Source organism: Chryseobacterium sp. Y16C, assembly GCF_022488405.1.
Taxonomy (GTDB): domain Bacteria; phylum Bacteroidota; class Bacteroidia; order Flavobacteriales; family Weeksellaceae; genus Chryseobacterium; species Chryseobacterium geocarposphaerae.
This window is the reverse complement of the sequence record NZ_CP092711.1, coordinates 4,740,486-4,766,874: the sequence shown is the minus strand read 5'-3', so window position 1 is coordinate 4,766,874 and position 26,389 is coordinate 4,740,486. Positions and strand designations below refer to the sequence as shown.

Sequence of the window (26,389 nt, the reverse complement as noted above, 5' to 3'; positions counted from 1 at the left end):
TCCGCTTTGCTACGTTCAGAATGACAAACTGTATGTATTATTTTTTAGTTCATTGTATCAAATAAACTCATTACTTCAACTTTTTCCAAAGGTTTTGAAAGTTTGATTCTTTTAGAAGTTTTCGGAAGCAAATCGAAGAAATTATCACTGAAATGCGTATCTCCCATTAAGTAAACATCTTTCGCCAAAACATCTGTAGAAACTTCGATTTCTGTCGGAGAAATTTTCTTAATCTGAATTGTAGGTTTTGTAAGCTTTAAATCTTTTGATTTGGAGAAGAAGTAATTTGATTCTGCAATTTTATTGCCTTTTTTATCAACTAAAACTAAGTTTAAAAAAGAATTATCTCTTTCTGATTCTGAAATAAAAAATGAAGTTTTTGGAGATGCTAATTTTAAAATTCCATCCAAACATCTCTTTTTACAATCTGTTCTTCTTCTTACTATAGTATCTCCATTAAATTTTTTAGCATAAACTATTAATGATACATCTTCAAATTTCTTCAACTCATCATTAACAGCATAAAAGTTCAAAACCCCATCTTTCTCTTCAGTTAGAATTACCTGGTTTTCAAAACTTCTTTTAATCTGGTAATGCAACGCTTTCCAGTTTCCTAAATAGTCGATTGAAGACCATGAAACAACAGGCCAGCAATCGTTCAATTGCCAGTACAAAGTTCCCATATTGTAAGGTTTTGCACGGCGATGTGCTTCAATGGCAATCTGCATTCCGCGAGCCTGAAGCAGTTGAGAAACATAATTATATTTTACAAAATCTGTCGGAATATGGTAATCCCGTTTCATATAATTATCTATAATTTCCCAACCTCTCGAATGTTTTTCGTGTGCTTTTATTGTTCCGTTTTGTAAGCTTAAATCCGGAGCTCCGGAAAACATCGATTTCGTAGTTTCCAATGTGGGCATTCCCTGAAAACCATATTCTGAAGCAAATCTCGGAACTTTTTCGTTATAAATTTCAAACGGCTGTTCTCCCCACCAAACGCCCCAGTAATGGGAGTCACCTTCCGTTAGGCTTTTTTGGTGTCCCCAACCGATGGATGGTGAACTTGGCCAGTAAATCTGCTTGTCATTGGTTGCATATTTTTTAATGGCATTCGGAATCACCTCATGGAAAATCTTTTTATAATCTTTCCAAACCTGCACCGAATCTTCTTTTGAGTACTTGAATTGCTTCTGATATCCCCAGTTTACGATCGCTTCATCCACTTCGTTATTTCCGCACCATAAAGCCAATGACGGATGATTCTGAAGCCTTTCTACCTGATCTTTGACCTCCATCTCAACATTCTTTTGGAAATTTTCGTCAGAAGGGTAAAAGCTTCCTGCAAACATAAAATCCTGCCAAACCAAAATCCCGTTTTCGTCACAAGCCTTGAAAAATTCATCGTCTTCGTAAATTCCGCCTCCCCATACCCGAATCATATTCATGTTGGCCTCTTTACAATCTTTGATCAGTTTCTGATATTTTTCCTTTGTTATTCTTGGGGTAAAGCTGTCAGAAGAAATCCAGTTTGTCCCTTTTGCGTACATTGGATTTCCATTCACTTTAAAATAGAAAGATTTACCCTTTTCATCTTTTTCCTGAATTAATTCAACTGTTCTTAGTCCAATTCTTTCAGACTTTTCTGCAATGGTTTTTGAATCTTTTTGTACTGAAATTTTTAACTGATATAAATTCGGATCGCCCCAACCGTTGGGTTGCCATAATTTTGGATTTTGAATCTGATAGGGAATTGAAATCATATTTTTTCCTGATTTTAAAGTAATATTCTGAGAGATTTTATTGATTAAAAAACTATATTTCCCTTCTTTTTCAGCAAAAATTTCAGCATGAATATTTAAATCTGCTTTTTGTCTGGTTAAAGCTTTCTGCTCAATTTTTACATTTTCAAGTTTTGCCTGATTCCAGAAGTTTAACTGTACATTTTTCCAGATTCCGGCAGTCACCAATCTTGGTCCCCAATCCCATCCGAACTGATATTGTGCCTTTCTTACGTAGCTTCTTGGAGATTCAGGCGTGGTAAAAGGAACTTTTTTAGCCAGTTCTTTTCCAACATTTACCGCCGATTTAAATTTAACCTGTAAAATATTTTCTCCGGTTTTTAAGTTCTGTTTTACCGGAATCGTCCATTTTCTGAACATATTATCCGTCGATTGTAATAATTTTCCATTTAAATAAATTTCTGAAAAGGTATCCAATCCATTAAAAACCAAATCAATGTTTTGATTAGCCAATTCTTTCGATGAAATATTAAATGAAGTCTGATAGTCCCAATCTTCATTTTCTACCCACTGAACTTTTTTGTCATTTTCATCTTGGTAAGGATCAGGAATGATCTTATTATTCATCAAATCCAAATAAACCGTTCCCGGCACGGAGGCCGTGAGCCATTTATTTTCTTTGGAATTTTTGAACTTCCATTTTTCCGATGATAGGTTTCGCTCGGAAAATTGAGCGAATAGGATATTTTGAACGAAAAGAAAAGAAAAAAGTATAGATTTGTTCATCAATAAATTAAGTTATATAATTTATAATTGTAAAGTTTAAAACATACAGTTGTCATTCTGACGAAGGAAGAATCTAAACCATTAAGATTAAAGCTTAGATACTTCACTACGCTTCGCTACATTCAGAATGACAAGCTGTATGAAATTTTTCTGGTAAGTTTATTTATCTTTCAAAGCAACCACCTCACCGGGATTTGCAAAAGCTCCACCATCCGTAATTGCAGAAGAGTGAAAATACCCTGCTTTGGTGAAGTCTCTTAGTTCCTCAATATTGGTAGAGCGAAGTCCACCACCTACAAGAATTTCGATTCTTCCGTTGGATAGTTCAACCAATTTTTTCAGACTTTCTTTTCCTTCTGAGACATTAGGTTTCTGTCCGGAAGTAAGGACTGTTTTAAAACCACATTCGATCACCTTTTCTAAAGAATCTTCTAAACTTTTTGCACGATCAAAGGCGCGATGAAAAGTACATGGAAAGGGTTCTGCCAGTTCAACCAATTCTTTATTTTGTGCTACATTGACCTCATCATTTTCATCTAAAATTCCGAATACGAAGCCATCAACATTTAATGTTTTTAATTGAATCAATTCAGATTTCATTTGTGTAAATTCTTCATCAGAATAGGTAAAATCTCCACCACGGGGACGGATCATCACAAAAATAGGAATATTGATTTTTTCCCTCAGTAATTTTGCTGTTTCAAAGTCTGGAGTTGTTCCGCCTTCGCTTAATCCGTCGCACAATTCTATTCGATCCGCTCCATTTTCAAAAGCAATGATTGCGGACTCAGGATTGAAGCATGCTATTTCTATTTTTGACATTATTTTTTTAATTTAATCTTTTTCAATTACATCTGCGATCAGAAACTTATTGTCTTTTTTGACAACACCTATTTTACGTTTAAAAATAGCTTTGGCTGCATCATCAGCTAACTCAACATCAAAAACAAATGCTTCATCTCCTGAAATAGCATCTAATTCACATTTTCTAACTTCAATATTTGTCCAATCCTGTGCAGAGATCAGAAATCCCGTGTTTATTCCTGCATATTTTGTATTGTATTTATTTCCCCATTTTTGCTGAAAATCTTTTAAACTAAGACTTCCATCCACATCCATATCTACGTTTGTTGCGTCCGTTTTGTATTCATAGTAGTCTTTGGTTGTGATATTCTGCATTATTTTTTGCTGATCAGAAATATCTGCTTTAAAATAACTTAGAATACTACTTTTCAGCCAGTTTTTTGCGGCTTCAGCTTCACCTTTTATATCGGTTACATCTTTATTTTCTACTACAGAAGTATTAGTGTTTTCATCCGTTTTTTTAACATCTTTACATCCAATCATTAGAAATAAAGAAGCAACAATTGCATATTTTATCATTAAATCAATCTGTTATTTTATTCTTATTTTAAAGCAAATTCAGGTTTTTCCAGACGGTTTCCTTTCTGGTCATACACCGCAAAGTTAAATCCGTCCTGAATACAATAAGAACCATATTCTCCTTTTTTATTGATCGCAATAAAACCTACCTGAATATCTTTCAGATTTTTATTTCTTCTTTGGGTAATCTTCACAATTCTTTCAACCGCTTCTTTACAAGCTTGCTGCGGATTTCTGCCCTGTCTCATCAGTTCAACGACTAAATGAGTTCCTACCGTTCTGATAACTTCTTCACCGTGACCTGTCGCTGTTGCTGCCCCGACTTCATTATCAACGAATAAACCGGCTCCAATAATTGGAGAATCTCCTACTCTTCCGTGCATTTTGAAAGCCATTCCACTGGTTGTACACGCTCCTGAAAGGTTTCCGTTGGCATCCAGTGCGATCATCCCAATAGTATCGTGGTTTTCAATGTTTACGATGGGTTTGTATTTGCTTTCTTTCAACCATTCTTTCCATTCTTTTTCGGATTCAGGGGTCAAAATATTTTCTTTTTTAAATCCTTGGGAAACTGCAAATTGCAAAGCACCATCACCTACCAACATCACGTGTGGTGTCTTTTCCATGACTGCTCTTGCTACGGAAATTGGATTTTTAATATTTTCCAGGCAGGCCACTGAACCGATATTGTAGTTTTCGTCCATAATGCAGGCATCCAGCGTTACTCTCCCGTCCCTATCGGGACGTCCTCCGTAACCAACACTTCTTTCAGTAGGATCATTTTCAACTAAGCGTACTCCTTTTTCAACTGCATCTAGAGCACGACCTCCTTTTCCCAAAATGGTCCACGCTTCTTCGTTGGCTTTTAATCCAAAATTCCATGTAGAAAGAACAATGGGTTTATTGACTGTTTTATTATTTTCGGGAAGTTCTTTAGCGATCAGATCCAGCGGATTCATAGCCAATGCCAAGGAAGCTACTGCCGATCTTTTTATGAATTTTCTTCTACTCTGCATACTTGATTTATTTGGCCACAAATTAACGATTTTCATATTAGCATAAAACAAAAAAGCTGCAGATTATTTTCTACAGCCTTTTCCAATATTTATCTGACAAAATTAATGCGGTAACTTATCTCTCAGATATCCATAAATCCAAGTTCCGAAAATCGCACTTAATAAAGTAATGATCACTGCGAAAGCTCCTGTTCCTATCTGAGCAAAAAGTGGTCCCGGACACGCTCCCGTAATTGCCCATCCGAAGCCGAAGATCAATCCTCCGTAAATTTGTCCTTTGTTAAACTTCTTAGGTGCTATTGTAATCGGCTCTCCATCAAGAGTTTTTATGTTAAACCTTTTAATCAGCCATACGGAAATCATTCCTGTAAGTACCGCACTGCCTATAACTCCATACATATGGAACGATTGCAAACGGAACATTTCCTGAATTCTGAACCAGCTGATAATTTCAGCTTTTACAAAAACAATCCCAAATAAAATTCCCACTAAGAGGTATTTAAGGTTATAATACCATTTATTTTGAACAGTAATTTCATTATTGCAAACTGCATTATTATTTTTCATTGTTTATTTTTTATAGTGAAAGAATAATCGGCAACACAACATTTGCCACAAAAAAACCACCGATCATGAAACAGATTGTTGCCACTAAAGACGGCCACTGCAGATTGGAAAGTCCCATAATAGCATGACCACTTGTGCATCCTCCTGCATACCGGGTTCCAAAGCCTACTAAAAATCCGCCAACAACCATGGTTAGGAAGCCTTTTAAAGTCAATAAGCTTTTAAAATTCATTAACTGGGTGGGAACGAGATTGCTGTAATCTGTAATTCCGTAACCGGCTAATTCTGCTTTAAGCTTTGGATTCACGATAATTTCTCCCGGATTCATCAGAAAATTGGCAGAAATCACTCCGCCAAAGAAAATTCCTAAGACAAAGAACAAATTCCAGCTTTCTCTTCTCCAGTCGTATTTAAAAAAATTAATATTTCCTGGTATGCAGGCTGCACAAATATGTCGCAATGATGAACTGATCCCAAAAGATTTGTTTCCTAAAATCAGTAATATCGGAACGGTAAGTCCTATTAACGGACCTGCAACGTACCAAGGCCAAGGTTCTTTTATAATATCCAACATAAGTTTATTTCAATTTATTTCTTTTTGAACTGACAGAAAATAAAGTTCTGAACAGTATTAAACGGTGTAATATGATCTTCTGTAAAAAATTTCACCAGCTCAAAGCTATCCGAAAATATAGCTTTCAAACGGTTTTCGTCATATTGTACAATTGGTAACCCACTGCATTTTTGCGGACCATTTACAGAAAATGTTCCAATAATCAGTGTATCGGAAACTGCGTTTTTGACAATCTCTGCGTATTTTTTTATTTCTTCTTTTGTTGTTAGAAAATGAAAAGCCGCTCTATCATGCCAGATGTCATACGTTGTTTGTGGTTCAAATTCTATAATATTTGTAGCAATCCAATCTACATTTTCAGCTTGGGATCCTAATCTTTCTTTTGCTTTTTCCAGTGCTTTTGAAGAGATATCCAGAACGGAAATATTTTCAAATCCTTTTTCCAATAAAAAATCGACCAAGTTACTGTCTCCACCGCCAATATCTATAATTTTTGAAGACTTGTCTTTCGAAGCCTCTTCTATAAGATCCAAAGAAGTTTGCGGGATTTTTTGCGTCCAGCTTACCTCATCCGGATTTTTGGTTTCATATACATTTTCCCAATGGTTTTTATAATTCTGCTGTTCAAAATTTATCATTATTTCGTTCTATTTTTATAAATAATATATTTTATAAGTCACGTAGATTTTAACTAATATAGGGAAAAACCTTAGTCTGACATACAAAATCGCTTTTAGGAATATCAGTTTGGGCAATCGCGTTAAACCCTCCTTCAATTTCGGTAAAATTCCGGTAACCTCTTGCCTGAAGAATACTCCCTGCCATCATACTTCTGTATCCACCCGCACAGTGCAGATAAAAGTGTTCTTCAGGATTAATCTGACTGATCCATTCATTGATATATGCCAAAGGCTTGTTGTAGGCCTCGTCGATGTGCTCTGCATTATATTCGCTTTCTTTTCTTACATCGATAACTTTTACTGCTTTGTCCTTAATTTCATCTTCAAACTGCTTTGCTGAAATCCGATGAATTGAATCCACCTCTTTTCCGCTATCTTTCCAGGCTTCAAAACCACCTTGTAAGAAACCTAAAACATGATCAAACCCAACTCTGCTCAGTCTGGTAATTGCTTCTTCTTCCTCATTTTCATTCGTCACCAATACAATCGGCTGTTGTACATCAGCAATTAAAGCTCCTATCCAGGGTGCAAAATCTCCATCCAGTCCTATATTAACGGATTGCGAAATAAAGCCTTTTGCAAATTCATTATTGCTTCTTACATCAAGAATCAAGGCTCCGGAAAGCTCTGCTGTTTCTTCAAATTCATCGGGAGATAATGCTTTCGAGCCATGAGATAAAACCTCATCAAAACTCTCGTATCCTTTTTTATTCATCGCTACATTCATCCCAAAATAAGCGGGAGGTGGCAAAAGTCCGTCAGTTACAGCCTTTATAAAGCTTTCTTTATCTTTTTGATTTAAGGCATAGTTGGTTCTTTTCTGATTTCCCAACGTGTCTACCGTTTCTTTCTGCATATTTTTACCACAAGCCGAACCTGCGCCATGAGCCGGATAAACGATAATATCATCATTTAAAGGCATAATCTTCTGATATAAGCTGTCATAAAGCAGTCCTGCCAATTGTTCCTGAGTCATATCCGCAGCTTTCTGAGCTAAATCGGGACGACCGACATCTCCCAAAAACAAAGTATCTCCGCTGAATAATGCTGTCTCTTTTCCATGTTCATCCATTAACAAAAAAGAAGAACTCTCCAGCGTGTGTCCCGGGGTATGCAGCACTTTAATTTTAATTTTTCCAATCTCAAAAACCTGATTGTCTTCTGCAATAATCGCTTCAAATTCCGGTATTGCAGTTGGTCCATAGACAATAGGGGCTCCTGTCTTTTGGCTTAAATCTAAATGACCACTTACAAAGTCCGCATGAAAATGGGTTTCAAAGATATATTTAAGCGTTACTTTATCTTTTTCCAAACGGTCCAAGTAAGGTTTTGTTTCTCTTAAAGGATCAATAATAATCGCTTCCCCATCGGAAATAATATAATAAGCTCCCTGAGCCAAACATCCTGTGTAAATCTGTTCTATTTTCATTTTTAATAAATTTTGTTTTGTTGAGTACAAATTTCTCTTTTTAGTATTTCCTGCACAGCTACTTTTGTTACATAAGGTTTTTAGAGAAAAATTTCTTTAATGATGATATAAATTCCCATAACCAAAATAAACCATCCGAATGCAGGCTTCAGCTTTTTCCCATCAATCTTTTTCGATAAATATGATCCTATTATGATTCCTACAACAGCGATTGCTGATACGGATAATAGAAATCTCCAATTAATAAGTGTTCCCTGAATGGAGGAAAAAAATCCGATCAGAGAATTTAAAGAAATGATAACCAACGAAGTTCCGATCGCCACTTTCATGGGTGTTTTCAGAAGATTAACCAATGCCGGAATAATCATAAATCCTCCGCCTGCTCCGACTAATCCTGTTAAAACTCCGACAACAGAGCCTTCTCCTGCTGCTAAAAGGGTATTATTTTTATTTTCTTGCTTTTCGTCCGGCTGTTGCACATCTTTCCGGATCATTTTGTAGGAAGCTACCATCATTAATCCTGCAAAAATCAGCAGCAGAAAAATATCTTTGGTAATCATCAGATTGTTGATTCTTAAAACTTCATCCGGAATGAGAGGCAAAAGATAGTTGCGGGTAAGAAAAATGGAAATTACAGACGGAATTCCGAAAACTATAGCGATTTTAAAATTCACCAATTTTTTTTTGAAATACGCCATTGAACCCGCCACACTGCTTATTCCTACAATAAAAAGCGAATATTCTGTAGCCAATAATGCATCTATCCCAAAAAGATAGACAAGAACGGGAACGGTAAGAATACTTCCACCGCCGCCAATTAATCCTAAAGAAACACCAATTAAAACTGATGCGATATAACCAAAAATTTCCATTTTTACTTCCTTTAATTTGAAAGCAAAAATGGAAATTCCATTATTTCTGTACAGTTACTTTTGTTACATAACTTAAAATAAAAGCTGAATTTTATTTCTACCGAGTTTCAACTGTCCTTCTTCTTCCAGCTGTTTCAGTAACCTGGAAACAACAACTCTGGCTGTTCCCAATTCGTTTGCCAACTGTTCGTGAGTGATGATAATTGTGGTCGAATTCGATAGTTCTGATTTTTTTTGAAGCAGATTCAGCAGTCTTTCGTCTACTTTTTTAAAAGCGATTGCGTTGATAATATCCAGCAATTCTTCGAACCGTTTATGGTAAAGACGGAAAATATAATCTAACCATTCCGGATATTCTTTAATGAAAAGCGAAACTTTATCTATGGGTAAAAACAGAATCTCGGTATCTTCTTCCACTTCAGCTTTTACAATGCTTTTTTCATTGTGCATTCCACCGAGAAAAGACATGATACAGCTCTCTCCGGCTTTGATATAGTATAATAAAATTTCACGCCCGTCTTCCTCGGTACGAATAACCTTCATCATACCTTTCATCACGATAGGAATCGAACGGATAGAGGAATTTTCATCTAAAATGATATCTCCTTCATGATAGGTTTTGGTGATTCCATACTGATAAAGCTTTTCAACCAGCTCAGGAGAGGAATTAAATTCTGAGGATAAAATGGTGCCTTCCATAATCTTATTAAATTCCTTACTAATTTACGCCAATTTCATCAACAAAAAGCCATGCTTTTGAATCAGCCCCTGGATTTCCGACAGGGATAATTCCTGCATTTTCTATTTTAACTTTAATATATTTTGAGTTTTGACTTCCTATCGTAAGCTTAATCTTTCCTTTGGCATTCAAAATTTCTTCTTTTCCGATTTCTTTAATCATTTTAAAATTCATTCCGTCATCAGAGATAAAAATCTGAGCCGATTTCGCAAAGTGAATCCAGCTTCCTTTATTGTCTAATGTATTAAAATAGACTTCTGAAAACTGGGTTTTCTGTCCGAAATCAATCGTTGCCACCACATCTTTTCCCTGAAATCCCAACCATGTTTTTCCCAACTGCCTTTGGTTTCCGATAATTCCATCTACCAAAGTTAAAGCTCCTCCAAAAGAATAATTCTCACTCGGCTGCTGTTCCAGTGTTATTTTTTTACCTGTCGTTTTTGAAACTGTAAAAGTTTGTGATGAAACAGCACTTTTTAATTGTCCGTTTTCAAAATAAGCAGATTTTACCGTTAAAGATTTTGAAATTGAAACAGGAGTTTTATAAACCTGCGAATTTGCCGTCGGATCTGTTCCATCCAGTGTAAATCGAATTCCGTTAGGATCCTGTGACGTTGACAATTCATAAGAAACCCCCGTATTAGCAGCTGTTACTTTTCCGGTAATATTATACATGCTTTTTGCATAATTCACTCCCAATTTATCCAAAACTTTAAACTGATCAATTACTCTTCCTTCAAATTCTTTGTAATTTTTAGGATCTGAAGTTCCCCATCCCACCTCAGAAAGAGCGAACAATCTTGGGAAGATCATATACTGAACCTGCTTAAAGTCTAAAATATATTCCGTCCATAAGTTAGCCTGAACTCCTTTGATAAATTTTGCCTGCTCCACGTTCAATTCACTTGGAATTGGATCATAAGAATATACTTTATCTAATGGCGTAAATCCTCCAAAAGCATTGGGTTCCGTAGCAGGATCTCCCTGATAATGATCGAAATAACAATAAGAACCCGGTGTCATTACGGCAAAATGCCCTGATTTTGCAGCTTCAATTCCACCATTTACTCCAGTCCAGCTCATTACTGCCGCATTGGGTGCTAATCCGCCTTCTAGAATCTCGTCCCAACCGATAATCTTTCTTCCTTTTGAGTTAACATATTTTTCAATTCTATGGATGAAATAGCTTTGTAAACCATGCTCATCTTTTAAATTATTCTTTTTAATCAATTCCTGACAATGGGCACATTCTTTCCATCGTGTTTTCGGACATTCGTCACCACCGATGTGAATGTATTGTGAAGGGAAAAGCGTCATCACTTCATCCAGAACATTTTCTAAAAACTTAAAAGTTTCATCTTTTGGACAGAAAACATCATCAAAAACGCCCCATTTGGTAGCGGGTTCGAAAGGACCTTTTGTACAGGCCAGTTCAGGATAAGCTGATAATGCAGCCAAAGCATGACCCGGCATTTCAATTTCGGGAACTACGGTAATATGTCTTTCTGCCGCATATTTTACCACCTCTTTGATCTGATCCTGTGTATAAAAATAGGGACCGTAAGGTTTTCCATCAAACGTATTATCAACATAAGCACCGATCATGGATTCTTTACGTTTTGAACCAATCTGCGTCAGTTTCGGGTATTTTTTAATTTCAATTCTCCAGCCCTGATCATCTGTTAAATGCCAGTGAAAAGTATTCAGCTTGTACATGGCCAGATAATCAATATACTGCTTTACTTCTGCAACCGTGAAGAAATGACGGCAAACATCCAAATGCATTCCTCTCCAGGCAAATTTTGGTTCGTCTTCAATTTTCATTGCTCGAATTTTTCCTGAATCTTTATACTGTCCAAATAATTGGATCAGTGTCTGAAGAGCCAGAAAATATCCCTGTTTTGTATAAGAATTTATGATAATACGTTTTGGAGAAATATAAATAGAGTATTTTTCTTTTTTTTCTTCATCCTTTTTAGGTATATGTGATAAAGTTGGCGGGTATAATGAGTATACTAAATGAACAGTATTCTTATTTTTTTCATTTTTAAATTTAAATACCTTATCAATATGCTTCTTAAAGTATTCTGTTTCTTCTTTAGGGAGAGATTCATCCAATATAAAGGTTTCCGGAATTATAAATTCTCCTTCCAGAAATTCAACTTTTTGCGGATAAGGAATTAAGTTCAGTCTTTTTTGAGAAAAAAATAGAGTTGAAATAAATAAAGAAAATACCAGTAAAAAACGTAGCATAATACGGGATTTAAGATTTTAGCGAATATACTTAATTTCTGAAATTCACTTATCCTTTTTAACTTATTAAAAGTATAAATATCTAATTTTGCAAAAAATAAACGATGAGAAAAACAATTGTATTGGCTGGAATGTTATTATTTTCAGTTTCCACACAGGCACAGATTTTAGATGCTATCAAATCTGCTGTAAAAGATAATACCGGTATCGATCTTAATACACCCGTAAAAACAACAACCTCAACAACCACTCCCAAAAATACTTCCGCCACTTCTTCTCCAATTAATCTTGGAAGCCTTACTTCCACTCAGATCTCATCAGGATTGAAGGAAGCTTTAAGTCTGGGAGTGAATGAAGGAGTAAAAAAGCTGGGCGTAACAGATGGTTTTTTAAAAAATGAAGCTGTAAAAATATTAATGCCCGAAAAACTACGAAAAGTTGACACTACCCTTCGTTCTTTAGGATTGGGAAGTCTTGCCGATCAGGGTGTTAAATTGCTCAACAGAGCTGCGGAGGATGCTGTAACTGAAGCTGCACCTATTTTTACAAAAGCCATCACTTCGATGACGATTACGGATGCAAAAAATATTTTATTGGGTAGCGATAATGCGGCAACCAATTATCTACAGACAAAAACGCAATCTCAGTTATTTACTGCTTTTCAACCTAAAGTAAAAGCTTCTCTCGGAAAAGTAGGTGCAGACAGTGTCTGGAAAGGAATTATTTCAAAATATAATACGTTAACAGGACAATCTGTAACCACCGATCTTAACGAATATGTAACCACTGAAACCATCAACGGAGTTTTCAAAATGGTTGCAGACAAAGAAAGCGGAATCCGAAATACGCCTGCCATGAGGACGACGAGTATTTTGCAAAAGGTTTTTGGTGCTCAGGACACTAAATAAAAATCTAAAAGTTATATCAATGAAAAAATTGATTGTATTTCTTTTTATTTTTTGCTCAAAACTTTTTTTTGCTCAGGCTTCTTCAAGTGCACAATTTAATTTAACGATATATTTTGAGAAAAATATTCCTGTTGAGAAATTACAGGCATACTGCTATACAAAAGCAGGAAATACGATCAAAGCAGTAGATGTGAGGGTTGACAAGGAAAATAATTCTGTTATTTTGACAGGGACTAATCATTTTGTGATCCCCGTCAGTTTTCCTATTTTATATTTTTCGTACACTGATAAAGTAAAAATAAACGATCAAACGAAGCAGGAACTGGAAAGAAACAACATTTTTTATCTGGTTTCCGGCTTCAGTATTTCATCCTATGCTGAAGATAAAAATCGTATCATAAAATTTTCAAAGGAAAAGCCCAACATCTTAATTACTTCAAAAATAGAAAATGGAAAGAAAATATTGGATATCGAAAATTTTAAAGATTGGGATATTAATGCTCAACACTTTAAAGAATACCTGGATATATCAAATACTTCTTTAAAGTTAAATTAAAAAATAAAAGCCGAAAAGATTTCCTTTTCGGCTTTTTTATGTTTTTGATCTATTTTTAAAACTGCATTTCAGGGATTTCACCTTCAATGATTAAATCCGCCTCTGTCGCTTGAATAATGTGTTCTACCGAAATTCCCGGAGCTCTTTCCACAAGCTTAAATCCGGCAGGTGTGATGTCTAGAACAGCTAATTCAGTTACAACTCTTTTCACACAATTTACTCCTGTTAAAGGTAAAGTACATTTTTTAAGAATCTTGCTTTCTCCTGCTTTATTCACGTGCATCATTGCTACGATGATATTTTCTGCTGAAGCCACCAGATCCATTGCTCCTCCCATTCCTTTTACCATTTTCCCGGGAATTTTCCAGTTCGCGATATCTCCGTTTTCCGAAACTTCCATAGCGCCAAGAATAGTAAGGTCTACTTTCTGAGCACGAATCATCCCGAAACTGAATGCTGAATCAAAAAAAGAGCCTCCATCCAGAATAGTTATCGTCTGTTTTCCTGCATTGATAATGTCCGCATCTTCTTCTCCTTCGAAAGGAAATGGCCCCATTCCCAAGACTCCGTTTTCACTCTGAAACTCTACAGAAAGATTGTCCGGAACATAGTTCGCAACCAATGTTGGAATTCCGATTCCTAAATTTACATAATATCCGTCTTTTACTTCTCTGGAAATTCTTTGTGCAATTTGTTCTTTAGTTAGCATAGCATAATCTTATCCCGCCAAATTAGCCATTTTTTCAGAATTACGAAATAGTTTCTTTTCTTATCCTATGATAAATTTTGCTTTTCAATTTGTTGTAAATTTGTGAGCTTTTAATTTTACTCATGAAAATTTTATTAAATTATTTAAAACCATATAAATGGCTGATCGTAGCCTCTCTTTTATTAGCTTCAATCAATCAGGTGTTTTCGTTATTCGCTCCGGCTATTACAGGGAATATATTAGACAAACTGGTTACCCATCCCAACTTTTTTGATAAAGAAAAACTTCTCCCGAGAAGTATGAACGAATACCTTTACGGAACCGATATCTATCATGGAGTATTTTATTTTTTAGGACTGCTTATCGGAACAGCGATGGTAAGCCGAATTGCAAAGGCATTTCAGGATTATGTAGTGAATGTGATTATTCAAAAATTTGGAGCTAAAATATTTACTGACGGCTTAAAACATTCTATGAGATTGCCTTTTCAGGAATTTGAAGATCAGAGAAGTGGTGAAACGCTCTCCATTCTAACTAAAGTTCGGGAGGATTCTGTGAAATTTATCAATAACTTCATTAATGTATTTTTCGGAATTTTGGTAAGTATCATTTTCGTTTCGGTCTACGCGATTCGTTTACACTGGACAATTATGCCTGTGTATGTGGTGGGAATTGTTCTTATTGCGGTTGTCACTAATTTATTAAGCAAAAGAATTAAGACCATTCAGAAAAATATTGTAACAGAAACCACGAATTTAGCAGGAAGCACCACTGAAAGTCTCAGAAATATCGAGATTGTAAAAAGTTTAGGACTGACTAACCAGGAAGTGGAACGTCTGAACAACAATACCTATAAAATTCTGAATCTTGAATTAAGAAAGGTAAAAAGCATCCGTTCTTTAAGCTTTGTACAGGGAACTCTAGTTAATTTTTTACAGCAAACGATTACTTTCACTTTACTATTACTGATCTTTAAAAATATTGTAACTCCGGGACAGTATTTATCATTGATGTTTTATGGATTCTTTATTTTCGGACCGATGCAGGAAATCGGGAATATTATTATTTCTTACCGTGAAGCTCAGGCTTCTTTAAATAATTTTGACAGGGTGATGAAAAAAGAGATTGAACCGAAACCTACCAACCCGAAAAGAATCGGAGCTATCGAGGAACTGGAATTTCAAAAGGTATCTTTTCAGCATCAGACCGCTCATTATAAGGCATTAAATTCTATTTCATTTGATGTTAAAAATGGAGAGACCATTGCTTTTGTCGGACCCAGCGGATCAGGAAAAAGTACATTGGTAAAATTATTGGTTGGTTTATACAGGCCTCAGGAAGGAAACATCTTTTATAACCATATCAACGGAAAAGAATTTGATTTTGATGAATTACGAAATCAGATCGGCTTTGTTACACAGGATACCCAGCTTTTTGCAGGGACAATTAAAGAAAATCTTTTGTTTGTAAATCCGGCCGCAACGGAAGAAGAGCTTCAATTGGCTTTAAAAAAATCCAGCTGCACAGCTCTTTTGGAACGTGCTGAAAACGGAATAGAAACGGTAATCGGTGAAGGCGGATTAAAACTAAGCGGTGGTGAAAAGCAAAGAATCGCCATTGCGAGAGCTTTATTGAGAAAACCACATTTGCTTATTTTTGATGAGGCCACTTCTGCATTAGACAGTATCACGGAAGAAGAAATTACAACGACCATAAAAGAAATCTCAAAGGAAAAAGAGCAAATTACAGTTCTCATTGCCCATCGTTTAAGCACAATCATGCATGCGGACAGAATATATGTTTTAGAACGCGGACAAGTAGTAGAAACAGGGTCTCACCTACAGCTTATTGAAGAAAAAGGATTGTACTATGCAATGTGGAGACAGCAGATCGGAGAGCGTAAACTGACTGCGGGAGTATAAATCATTAACATTTTGTATTGTCATTCTGACGAAGGAAGAATCTCTTAATATTCTTAATCTCTAAATAGATCTTAATGTTTCAAATTTAACCATTAAGTTTTAGCTTAAGGTATTAAGAATATTAAGAGATTCTTCATTTCACTTCGCTCCAGTCAGAATGACAATATATCAATAAAAAATTACCCCGAAAGTGACTTCGGGGTATTTTATTTTAGAAACTGTAAGCTAAAATATTAATCTCTTTTTCTTACCGTTCTCTGTTCGATTCTTTTTTCAAACTTTTCACCCTGGAAAATTCTCTGGATCATGATTCCAGGAATGTGAACCTGATTCGGATCCAATTCTCCCGGCTCTACCAGCTCTTCCACTTCTGCAATCGTAATTTTCCCCGCTCCGGCCATCGGATGGTTAAAGTTTCTCGCTGAACCTTTGAAAATCAAATTTCCAGCATGATCCCCTTTCCAGGCTTTTACAATTGAAAAATCAGCTTCGTAAGCATGTTCTAAAATATGTGGTTTTCCTTTGAACTCTTTTACTTCTTTTCCTTCAGCCACTTCAGTTCCGTAACCTGCAGGTGTGTAAAAAGCCGGAATTCCAGCCTGAGCTGCTCTGCATTTTTCCGCCAAAGTTCCCTGAGGAGTCAATTCTACCTCTAATTCTCCGGAAAGCATTTGTCTTTCAAATTCTGCATTTTCCCCTACATAAGATGAAATCATCTTCTTGATCTGTCTTTTATGAAGCAATAATCCTAATCCGAAATCATCAACACCAGCGTTGTTTGAAATACAGGTAAGATCTTTTACATTACTATCTACCAATGCATTAATTGAATTTTCAGGAATTCCGCAAAGACCAAACCCACCCAACATCAGAGTCATTCCATCCTGAATTCCTTCAATCGCTTCTTTTGCATTTTTTACTCTTTTATCTATCATTATTATAGTATTAGATTTTCAGTTCTAAATTTAAACATTTTTGTGAAACCGTGAAAACAAGTTCATATAAAGCAATATTTAAGACTTTTATTAGAACCATTAAGGAATTAAGATAAATTAAGTTACAATATTGTTTTAAATTTCTATTCTATTTCTCCTGTATAAATTTCATAAAATATTATGTAAGGTATTGGTTTTTATATAAAAAAGTTATATTTTTGCATCCTGTTATTCAACCTCTGACGATAACCGTGTAAGTTGCTTAGCTTTAACATTTTATTTATTAATAATGGATTTATTAAAGTACGTACAAGATAAGTACATTGCGAAAAAAGAATTTCCTGAATTCAAAGCAGGTGATACAATTACTGTGTATTACGAAATTAAAGAAGGACAAAAGACAAGAACTCAGTTCTTCAAAGGAACAGTTATTCAATTAAGAGGTACTGGTTCTACAAAAACTTTCACGATCAGAAAAATGAGTGGAGATGTAGGTGTTGAGAGAGTATTCCCAATCAACATGCCAGCTTTACAAAAAATTGAAGTGGATAGAAGAGGTAAAGTTAGAAGATCTAGAATTTATTACTTCAGAGACCTTAGAGGTAAAAAAGCTAGAATTAAGGACGTTCCTTACAAGAAATAATTCAGACAACAATACATACAAAAAGAGGCTTTCTATTCTAGAAAGCCTCTTTTTATTTTAGAGGACAATTTGATTTTAAATATCTCGTTTTTAACCACCCCGTCAAAAATTTCTTTGAAATTTTTGACACCCCTCCTGAGGAGGGGAATCTTGAGAATATCTAAATTATAATGGTTATTTTCTGTAAATTATTATTTTCATTTCCAACACTCTCAGCTTTAAGCTTCCTATCTAATAAACTCATACAAAGCGTTCCAGAATTTATCATAGACTTCTATATGCGGAAGATGCCCTACATTTTCAATTTCAACCAGTTTTGAGCCTTCAATCTGCTGCTGGGTTTTCTTTCCTAATTCCTGATACTGTCCCATTTTTGGTTGTAATTCTTTCGGAGCTCTGTCTTTCCCTATGGCTGTTCTGTCTCTTGTTCCGATAATTAATAAGGTTGGAACTTTGATATTTTTAAACTCATAGCAAACCGGCTGATTGTAAATCATATCTGAAGTTAAAGCTGCATCCCAGGCTACTTTTGGATAATCAGGATGTAACGTCCAACCTGCAATTAAATCCAGCCATGGTTGATATTCTGCTTTCCATTTATTATCATAATAGAATTTCAGCTGATAATTTTTATAAGTTTCAGCCGTATTTTTAAGTTCTGACTGGTATGCCTGATCTATTGTCTGATAGGCTGCAAAAGTTTTATAATCTTCCAATCCTATTGGGTTTTCCAGGATTAGCTTCTGGACTCTTTCTGGGTATAACAAAGTAAATCTAGTTGCTACCATACCTCCCATTGAATGTCCTAAAACAATAGCTTTATCAATTTTTAATTCATCCAAAATAGCTTTTGTATTATCTGCCAATTGAGAAAATGAAAACTGGTAGCTTTGCGGTTTTGAAGATTTTCCAAATCCGATCTGATCCGGAACGATCACTCTAAAGCCTTTTTCGGAAAGATCTTTTGTTGTTCTTCCCCAATACGCTCCGTTAAAATTTTTGCCATGAAGAAGCAAAATTGTTTTTCCGTTTGATGTTTTTGGCTGTACATCCATATAAGCCATTTTCAAATCGTTATTCTGAGATTTCAAGTTAAGAAAATGCACTTCATAAGGATATTTGTAGTCTGTAAGTTCCGCATCCAGAGGTTTGACCTGAGAAAAAGCAAAATTTGAAGCAATCGACAACATTAAAGCAGCACTAATATTCTTAAATTTCTTCATACAAATCATTTTAAACATTAAAATTAAAAAACCGTTCCCAAAGAAACGGTTTGTAATGTATTAATTATAATTTTTTTAAGATAATTGTGGTATCATACTCCTTCTGGGTGGTAAATTCATTAAAACGATAGCAAAAAGGATCAGCGCAATTCCAATCCACTGAATGAAAACCACTTCTTCTCCCAATAAAACAAAAGCCATCGTAACGGAAACAGGAAGTTCTAAAGATGAAACTATACTCCCTAATCCCAAACCAGCATTCGGAAAACCTATATTAAATAAAACAGGAGGAATAATAGTACCAAATAATGACAGGACCAAACCATATTTCCAAAGAATGGAATAATCAAAAGCCCGAATATGTTCTGTATTTTCTGTAAAGTTTAAATAAACCGACTTCAGTCCATCTATATATAAAGGTCCGATCTGAGCAAAAAATAAAAATGCAAAAATAACTATAGACCCACCACAAAGCATTATAAAACTCTTTCTGAAAACCGGAAGATGAGTTGCTAAAGTATTTGATGTAAACATGGTCAAAGTATAAGAAGCGGCTGCCATTAATCCCCAGAAAAGACCTTTCCAGTCAAGCTCAATTTTCGAGTTAATTAAATTGGTCGCTAAAACGGTGCCCAGCAAGACAATAATTACAGATATTATCTTTCTCGTATTAGGTAGTTTTCTGGTCATAAAACTTTCCACCACCACACTGAACCAAACCGACTGCATCAATAGAACAATAGCTACCGAAACATTGATATACTGAACCGCGATATAATAAAATAAGCTTGTACAGCCTAATGAAGTCCCCGCCAACATTAGATTTCTTACCTCTTTAGAACTTGGAGTTGATAAGTCTTTTTTAGAAGTTGCAGTTTGAATAAGGTTTAAAATTAAAAGTCCAACTAACCCCAATACAAACTGAGAGGTAGTAACTTCCGATGTTGTATATCCGTCCTGATAAGCAAGTTTCACAAATGTAGCCAACATACCATAGATACTAGCTCCGACTCCAACAAATAGAACTCCTTTAAAAATATTTTTCTTCTTCATAATTCATTTTTTGAACAGCCTGCAAAGGTAAGATATAATAATTAAAATTTTCGCTGATAAAACCATTATAGATAAATAAAATCGCCGCGAGCTTTGCTCGCGGCGATTTTATTATATTAAGCTATAGAATTGACTATTATTTTTTAACAATAATAGGTAGAATTATGTCTTACTTTACTAAAAAAGCGAATTTATAAATATTCAAACACATTACAAAACCTCTATTTTCTGGAACTCAACAACATAAAAAGCCACTCAAATGAGTGGCTTAATATTTTAAATGTGATGAAGATTATTTACCTTCTTCCATTTTTCTTTTCAATTCTGCTAAAGCATCAATGTCTCCAAGAGTTGATCTTTCTTCATTATTTGAAGAAGAAGTTACATTTCTAGAAGTAGATTCTTTTACATTTTTCTTCTCTTCGTCTCTGAAGATACCTGTGTGAGAAACTACTACTCTCTTGAATTCCTTGTTGAACTCGATTACTTTGAATTGAGCCTCTTCACCTTTCTTGATTTTAGATCCATCTTCTTTCTCTAATAATCTTGATGGGCAGAATGCTTCAACTTCAGCATCTTCGAATTGTACAGAAGCTCCTTTATCGTGAACTTCTACAGCTTTACCAGCGTGGATAGTTCCTTCAGCATACTTAGTTTCGAAAGCATCCCATGGGTTTTCAGTCAATTGCTTGTGACCTAGAGATAATCTTCTAGCTTGGATGTCTAATTCAAGAACTACAACATCTAATTTATCACCTACTGCGCAGAACTCAGATGGGTGCTTGATTTTCTTAGTCCAAGAAAGATCAGAGATGTAGATTAATCCGTCGATACCTTCTTCTAACTCTACGAATACACCAAAGTTAGTGAAGTTTCTTACAGTTCCTACATGCTTAGACCCTACCGGATATTTAGCTTCAATATTTTCCCATGGATCTTTAGACAATTGCTTGATACCAAGAGAGATTTTTCTTTCTTCTCTGTCTAAAGTAAGTACTTCAGCTTCTACCTCATCACCTACTTTTACAAAGTCACCTGCAGATCTCAAGTGAGTAGACCAAGACATTTCAGAAACGTGGATTAATCCTTCTACACCTGGAGCGATTTCTACAAATGCACCATAGTCAGCAAGAACTACTACTTTTCCTTTTACTTTATCACCTACTTTTAAGTCAGCAGAAAGAGCATCCCAAGGGTGAGCTTCTAATTGCTTCATACCCAATTGGATTCTTGTTTTCTCATCATCAAAGTCAAGGATAACAACTTTTACAGTTTGTCCGTCCTCAAGGATTTCAGATGGGTGGTTCACTCTAGACCAAGAAAGATCTGTAATGTGGATCAATCCATCAACACCTCCAAGGTCGATGAACACACCGTAAGAAGTAATATTCTTAACAGTACCTTCAAGAACTTGTCCTTTTTCTAACTGAGCGATGATTTCTTTTTTCTGACCTTCGATATCTGCTTCGATCAATGCTTTGTGAGATACAACTACGTTTTTGAACTCAGGGTTGATTTTCACAACTTTGAACTCCATAGTTTTACCTACGAACTGATCATAATCTTTAATTGGCTTAACGTCAATTTGAGAACCAGGTAAGAATGCTTCGATTCCGTGTACGTCAACGATCATACCTCCTTTAGTTCTAGATTTCACAAAACCGTTAACGATTTCTCCAGTTTCGTGAAGCTCATTTACTTTATCCCAAGCTTTAAGCGTTCTAGCTTTTCTGTGAGATAACTGTAACTGACCTGTTTTGTCTTCTCTTCTGTCAACCATTACTTCAACCTCATCACCTACTTTTAGGCCTTGGTTGTAACGGAATTCGTTAAGAGAAATAACACCTTCAGATTTGAAGTTGATGTCTACGATAGCTTCTTTGTCAGTTAATCTTACAACTTTTCCAACTAAAACGTCATTATCGTCTAGGTTGTTCAAAGATCCGTTGTAGATTTCTTCTAAATCGCTTTTTTCTTTTCTCGCATCTGCATCAAGACCTGATTCGAAAGAATCCCAATCAAATTGTTCTGGTGCTACGTTTTGGTTTAATAAAACCTCTGCTGAATTTGTCTCTTTTGACATTTTCTAATAAAATTTGTATTCCTTCTTTTTTAACGGTTTGATAAATGCGGATTAAAAAATACGGAAGTAATTAATTTTGAGTTATTTACTTTTCAAACCTTCTCGCCACAAAAGTGGGTGCAAAGATAGGGATTTTATTTAACATAAACAACAATTCCCAGTATAGATTTTTCAATCATAAATCGCTGACAGACAATATTTTTATTTAAATATTAAAGAATTAAAAAATTATTGTCATTGCTAACAAACAATAAACCCTGAATCTAAATAACCATCAACTAACAACCAATAACGAAATAACTATCTTTGCACCATGGAATTAGAATCTATTTACAAAAAACTGCAGATTCAGGAGATGAATCAAATGCAGAAATCCACCTATAAAGCTACAGAAAATCAACAGGACGTTGTACTGCTCTCTCCCACCGGTTCAGGAAAAACACTGGCATTTTTATTTCCTGTTCTTCGAAACTTAAAGAAAAACATTTCCGGAATTCAAACGTTGATTCTGGTTCCTGCAAGAGAACTGGCATTACAAATTGAACAGGTTTTCAAAGCTATGGGAACAGATTTTAAAGTTTCGGTTTGCTATGGAGGTCATGATAAAAAAATTGAAGTTAATAATTTGATTGAAGCTCCTGCTGTTCTGATCGGAACTCCGGGAAGAGTTGTTTATCATTTAAGAAACAACAATTTTGACCCTAAAACCATTCAGACCTTAGTTCTGGATGAATTTGACAAAGCTCTGGAACTTGGTTTTCATGACGATATGGAATTTATTTGCAATTCGCTGAAAGGACTTTCCCAACGAATTTTAACTTCTGCAACAGCGATGAATGAAATTCCGGCGTTCACAGGATTAAAAGATGAAAAAGTCATTGACTTCTTAAAATTAAATGAAGCAAAACCTGATATCCAGTTAAAAAAAGTGATGACCATTCCGGAAGAAAAGTTGGATACACTTTTTAATTTAATCTGTAAAATAGGCAATAAAAGAACCTTGATTTTCTGTAATCACCGTGAAGCTGTTGACCGTATCTCCGAACTTTTACGTGAAAAAGGAATCGACAGAGAAACCTTTCATGGCGGCATGGAACAGGACGAAAGAGAACGTGCTTTACTGAAGTTCAGAAATGACTCTGCAAGAATTTTAATTACAACAGATTTAGCAGCAAGAGGTCTTGATATTCCCGAGGTTGAATCTATCGTACATTATCAGCTGCCATCAAAAGAAGACGCTTTCACCCACAGAAACGGTCGTACCGCGAGAATGAATGCCAAAGGTTTTGCCTATCTCATTATGACGGAAGACGAAAATTTCCCTTTCATTAAAAATAATACCCCCGAAGAAAGCGTTGCCGGATTTAATAAAGTACCGGGAAAAACGCCTTTTCAAACCATTTACATCAGTGCGGGTAAAAAAGACAAGGTGAATAAAGTAGATATTGTTGGATATTTACTTAAAAAGGGTGAACTCCAGAAAGAAGATGTAGGATTGATCGAAGTGAAAGACAATACTTCTTATGTTGCTGTTTCAAGAAATAAAGTAAACTCCTTATTGAAAAAGCTAAGCACTGAAAAGCTTAAAGGAAAAAAAGTAAAAATGGAAATTGCTTATTAAGGCTAAGATTTAGGTTAAGGTTAAGGTTAAGGTTAAGATTAATATTACTTATAATCTTAATCTTAACCTTAACCTAAATTTACTTCTCTCCTTTCACTTTTGTTGGCAAAACATAGACAGATTCCGAAGCGGTAATAAACAGAACATTTCCGTTTTCACCTCCGAAAGTTACATTGGAAGTCCATTTTTCAGGAATCGGAATCTGATAGATTTTCTTTCCTTCCCTGTTAAAAACGGAAACTCCGTTTCCTGTCAGGTAAAGATTGCCAAATTTATCCAACGTCATTCCGTCTGAACCCATTTCGCAAAAAAGTTTCTTTTCAGAAAGTTTTCCTTCACCAAGAATATCATAGACATACGTTTTTCCGGCATCAATATCTGAAACGTATAATTTTTTAAATTTCTCACTTCCTATAATTCCATTCGGCTGAGTGAACGTTTCCAATTTAGAGATTTTCCCTTCTTTATTTCTGTAGTACAGGTTTTTCTGAGAAATTTCCTGCTTAAAATTCACCCAGTAATCTCTTTCATACAAAGGATCGGTAAAATATATTCCTCCAAAAGAATCTATCCACAGATCATTAGGACCGTTTAATCTTTTTCCTTCAAAACCCTTTGACAGAACCTCTACCTTCTTGTCTTTCGAAATCTTCCAGATTTCTCCCTGATCATCAGAACAGGTTATCAGGTTATCTTCTTTATCAAAATAGGTTCCGTTTGCCCTGCCTGTTTTATCTAAAAACTCAACAATTTTATTGGTTTTCCAATCCCAGTAATAAATTTTATCATTAGGCTGATCGGTAAAATATACATTCCCATTTTTATCCGAAGCCGGACCTTCCGTAAAACTGAACTTATCAGAAACTTTTTCGGGCTTTACACCATCATAAAACATTTTGCTACTATTTACTGATTGACAACTTAGTAATACTAAAACCAAACCAACCCAGCCGGTTTTCAATATTTTTTTCATTCTGCACACATTTTTTAATAGGCACAATTTACAACATGTATCATCGGATTCAAAGATTATTTTCTCATTTTGAAGCATTTAACCTACTATTTTAAAATGTCCGAATAATACTATTTAAGAAGAAGATAATATTAGTAGTAAAACTATTTAATTGAGAGATTTGCAGAAGCAGAAAGAATGAAAGAGCTCAATTTAAAAATTTTAAAAATGAGTATTTACTAAAAGTAATAATGCTTTCTGTGCATCATATAATACAATTTCCAATACAATGAATATACAATCCGATAACTTTCAGCCGATAGAAACAGATTATGAGGACTTCAGAAATTCGGTGGGAACGATGGACCAATCCGGAAAGAGAAAATGGGTATTTCCAAGAAAACCAAAAGGAAAATATACGAATTATAGAAACTATTTAAGCTACCTTTTACTCGCTTTATTTTTTGGTTTGCCATTTATTAAAGTCAATAACAATCCTATTTTCTTATTCAATGTGGTAGACAGGAGATTCTTTATTTTCGGACAACCTTTTTATCTTCAGGATTTTTTCATTCTCGCTTTAGGTGCTGTAACTTCTGTCATCTTCGTAATGTTATTCACTGTTGTTTTTGGAAGAATCTTTTGCGGCTGGCTTTGTCCACAGACCATTTTTATGGAAAGTGTTTTCAGGAAAATAGAATACTGGATAGAAGGAGACCGAAACAAACAGATGAAGCTCGACCGACAGGAATGGGACGCTGAAAAAATCAGGAAAAGACTTACAAAATGGACTCTTTTTGCTTTAATATCGGTAATTATTACCAATGTCATGTTTATGTATATTGTAGGTTATGAAGAAGTTTTTAAAATAATCACGGAAGGTCCTGTAGATCATTCTTTGAAATTCTTAGGAATGATCGGATTTGCTATAGCTTTCTACTTTACTTTTGCATGGCTCCGCGAACAGGTTTGCACGCTCGTTTGTCCGTATGGAAGACTTCAGGGCGTTTTAATTGACAAACAAACTATCAATGTGTATTATGATTTTAAAAGAGGAGAAAACCGTTCAAAATGGAGAAATAATGAAGATCGGAAAGCCGTAGGAAAAGGAGATTGTATTGATTGTCATCAATGTGTGGTGGTTTGCCCTACAGGAATTGATATCAGAAACGGGCAACAGCTAGAATGCGTGAACTGTACCGCCTGTATTGATGCTTGTGATGAGATTATGGAGAAAGTTGGACTTCCAAAAGGTTTGATCCGCTATGCCACGGAAGCAGAAATTGAAAGCCAGGAGAAATTCAAATTCACATCAAGAATGAAAGCTACCGCAGCATTTCTCTGCCTGCTGATTGGATTTTTAGGTTTTCTAATGTATGACAGAGGTACAATGGAAGCAAAATTCATTAAACCGGCAGGATCTACATTCTTTGTAAAAAACGGAAAGATTACGAATTCTTTTATTTACACCTTATTAAATAAGACCAATGAGAGAAAGGTATTGACTCTTAAGGTAGTTGCTCCCCAAAACGGTGAAATTGATTTCTTTGGTCCCAATACAATTATTTTAAAAGGAGATCAGATTTTAAAAGGAAACATCAATATTACTTTCCCTGAAAAAGAAATTCAATTCTCAAAGCAAAATATGACCATCGGAGTTTTTGATGAAAAAGGTGAAATGGTAGATTCTTTTGAAACGATATTCGAAGGACCTTTCAAACTTTTACTATAAATCAGGAATGT

General features: G+C 35.2%; 23 protein-coding genes. 6 read left to right on the top strand and 17 right to left on the bottom strand.

Annotated features, from left to right (window positions below):
* Window positions 1-44 precede the first annotated feature (44 nt).
* From MKS83_RS21670 to MKS83_RS21620, 11 genes are all read right to left on the bottom strand, one after another.
* Window positions 45-2,528 (bottom strand): beta-mannosidase, encoded by a 2,484-nt coding sequence (locus MKS83_RS21670; protein WP_240581310.1) that lies wholly within the window; start codon window positions 2,526-2,528, stop codon window positions 45-47.
* 159 nt (window positions 2,529-2,687) lie between these two features.
* Entirely contained in the window at window positions 2,688-3,350 is a 663-nt protein-coding gene (locus tag MKS83_RS21665; protein WP_240581309.1) for a copper homeostasis protein CutC, read from the bottom strand.
* A gap of 12 nt (window positions 3,351-3,362) precedes the next feature.
* On the bottom strand, window positions 3,363-3,911 hold the full coding sequence (locus MKS83_RS21660; protein ID WP_240581308.1) for a hypothetical protein: 549 nt from the start codon (window positions 3,909-3,911) through the stop codon (window positions 3,363-3,365).
* A gap of 23 nt (window positions 3,912-3,934) precedes the next feature.
* Entirely contained in the window at window positions 3,935-4,927 is a 993-nt protein-coding gene (locus MKS83_RS21655) for an isoaspartyl peptidase/L-asparaginase family protein (protein ID WP_240581307.1), read from the bottom strand.
* A gap of 102 nt (window positions 4,928-5,029) precedes the next feature.
* On the bottom strand, window positions 5,030-5,494 hold the full coding sequence (locus MKS83_RS21650; protein WP_240581306.1) for a DUF6691 family protein: 465 nt from the start codon (window positions 5,492-5,494) through the stop codon (window positions 5,030-5,032).
* Between the two features lie 10 nt (window positions 5,495-5,504).
* Complete coding sequence (locus MKS83_RS21645; protein WP_240581305.1) at window positions 5,505-6,068, bottom strand: YeeE/YedE family protein; 564 nt, start codon at window positions 6,066-6,068, stop codon at window positions 5,505-5,507.
* 14 nt (window positions 6,069-6,082) lie between these two features.
* Window positions 6,083-6,706 carry a class I SAM-dependent methyltransferase gene (locus tag MKS83_RS21640; protein WP_240581304.1) on the bottom strand — a complete coding sequence of 208 codons (624 nt, stop codon included), beginning with the start codon at window positions 6,704-6,706 and terminating at the stop codon, window positions 6,083-6,085.
* Between the two features lie 49 nt (window positions 6,707-6,755).
* Window positions 6,756-8,177, bottom strand: coding sequence for an MBL fold metallo-hydrolase (locus MKS83_RS21635; RefSeq protein WP_240581303.1), 1,422 nt, complete (start codon window positions 8,175-8,177; stop codon window positions 6,756-6,758).
* Window positions 8,178-8,257: 80 nt separating this feature from the next.
* A complete protein-coding gene (locus tag MKS83_RS21630; RefSeq protein ID WP_240581302.1) occupies window positions 8,258-9,049 on the bottom strand; it encodes a sulfite exporter TauE/SafE family protein in 792 nt (263 codons plus the stop codon).
* Window positions 9,050-9,121: 72 nt separating this feature from the next.
* Window positions 9,122-9,748, bottom strand: a complete 627-nt coding sequence (locus MKS83_RS21625; protein WP_240581301.1) for a Crp/Fnr family transcriptional regulator — start codon at window positions 9,746-9,748, stop codon at window positions 9,122-9,124.
* Window positions 9,749-9,767: 19 nt separating this feature from the next.
* Window positions 9,768-12,041 (bottom strand): family 20 glycosylhydrolase, encoded by a 2,274-nt coding sequence (locus tag MKS83_RS21620; RefSeq protein WP_240581300.1) that lies wholly within the window; start codon window positions 12,039-12,041, stop codon window positions 9,768-9,770.
* Window positions 12,042-12,145: 104 nt separating this feature from the next.
* On the opposite strand from MKS83_RS21620, the gene MKS83_RS21615 reads away from it, so the two are divergent.
* Window positions 12,146-12,949, top strand: a complete 804-nt coding sequence (locus MKS83_RS21615) for a DUF4197 domain-containing protein (protein WP_240581299.1) — start codon at window positions 12,146-12,148, stop codon at window positions 12,947-12,949.
* A gap of 19 nt (window positions 12,950-12,968) precedes the next feature.
* Window positions 12,969-13,505: a hypothetical protein gene (locus MKS83_RS21610; RefSeq protein WP_240581298.1), complete on the top strand. Its 537-nt coding sequence runs from the start codon at window positions 12,969-12,971 to the stop codon at window positions 13,503-13,505.
* A 55-nt stretch (window positions 13,506-13,560) separates the two neighbouring features.
* Here the strand turns inward: MKS83_RS21610 and MKS83_RS21605 are convergent, their stop codons facing one another.
* The gene (locus tag MKS83_RS21605; RefSeq protein WP_240581297.1) at window positions 13,561-14,214 is read right to left on the bottom strand and encodes a CoA transferase subunit B; all 654 of its coding nucleotides are present in this window, start codon (window positions 14,212-14,214) and stop codon (window positions 13,561-13,563) included.
* Between the two features lie 122 nt (window positions 14,215-14,336).
* Here MKS83_RS21605 and MKS83_RS21600 point away from each other — a divergent pair, with 122 nt between their 5' ends.
* A complete protein-coding gene (locus MKS83_RS21600) occupies window positions 14,337-16,136 on the top strand; it encodes an ABC transporter ATP-binding protein (protein WP_240581296.1) in 1,800 nt (599 codons plus the stop codon).
* 233 nt (window positions 16,137-16,369) lie between these two features.
* Here MKS83_RS21600 and MKS83_RS21595 read toward each other — a convergent pair whose 3' ends face one another.
* The gene (locus MKS83_RS21595; RefSeq protein ID WP_240581295.1) at window positions 16,370-17,071 is read right to left on the bottom strand and encodes a CoA transferase subunit A; all 702 of its coding nucleotides are present in this window, start codon (window positions 17,069-17,071) and stop codon (window positions 16,370-16,372) included.
* A 289-nt stretch (window positions 17,072-17,360) separates the two neighbouring features.
* Between MKS83_RS21595 and rplS the strand changes: the two genes are divergently transcribed.
* Window positions 17,361-17,714, top strand: coding sequence for a 50S ribosomal protein L19 (rplS, locus tag MKS83_RS21590; protein ID WP_089742977.1), 354 nt, complete (start codon window positions 17,361-17,363; stop codon window positions 17,712-17,714).
* Between the two features lie 227 nt (window positions 17,715-17,941).
* On the opposite strand, the gene MKS83_RS21585 is transcribed toward rplS, so the two are convergent.
* The 3 genes from MKS83_RS21585 to rpsA form a co-directional block, all read right to left on the bottom strand.
* A complete protein-coding gene (locus MKS83_RS21585; RefSeq protein ID WP_240581294.1) occupies window positions 17,942-18,937 on the bottom strand; it encodes an alpha/beta fold hydrolase in 996 nt (331 codons plus the stop codon).
* Window positions 18,938-19,012: 75 nt separating this feature from the next.
* Window positions 19,013-19,990: an EamA family transporter gene (locus tag MKS83_RS21580; RefSeq protein WP_240581293.1), complete on the bottom strand. Its 978-nt coding sequence runs from the start codon at window positions 19,988-19,990 to the stop codon at window positions 19,013-19,015.
* Window positions 19,991-20,282: 292 nt separating this feature from the next.
* On the bottom strand, window positions 20,283-22,073 hold the full coding sequence (gene rpsA, locus MKS83_RS21575; protein WP_240581292.1) for a 30S ribosomal protein S1: 1,791 nt from the start codon (window positions 22,071-22,073) through the stop codon (window positions 20,283-20,285).
* A 313-nt stretch (window positions 22,074-22,386) separates the two neighbouring features.
* Here rpsA and MKS83_RS21570 point away from each other — a divergent pair, with 313 nt between their 5' ends.
* Window positions 22,387-23,694, top strand: coding sequence for a DEAD/DEAH box helicase (locus tag MKS83_RS21570; RefSeq protein ID WP_240581291.1), 1,308 nt, complete (start codon window positions 22,387-22,389; stop codon window positions 23,692-23,694).
* A gap of 79 nt (window positions 23,695-23,773) precedes the next feature.
* Here the strand turns inward: MKS83_RS21570 and MKS83_RS21565 are convergent, their stop codons facing one another.
* Window positions 23,774-24,667: an SMP-30/gluconolactonase/LRE family protein gene (locus tag MKS83_RS21565; RefSeq protein WP_240581290.1), complete on the bottom strand. Its 894-nt coding sequence runs from the start codon at window positions 24,665-24,667 to the stop codon at window positions 23,774-23,776.
* Between the two features lie 268 nt (window positions 24,668-24,935).
* Here MKS83_RS21565 and ccoG point away from each other — a divergent pair, with 268 nt between their 5' ends.
* A complete protein-coding gene (ccoG, locus tag MKS83_RS21560; RefSeq protein ID WP_240581289.1) occupies window positions 24,936-26,378 on the top strand; it encodes a cytochrome c oxidase accessory protein CcoG in 1,443 nt (480 codons plus the stop codon).
* Window positions 26,379-26,389 lie beyond the last annotated feature (11 nt).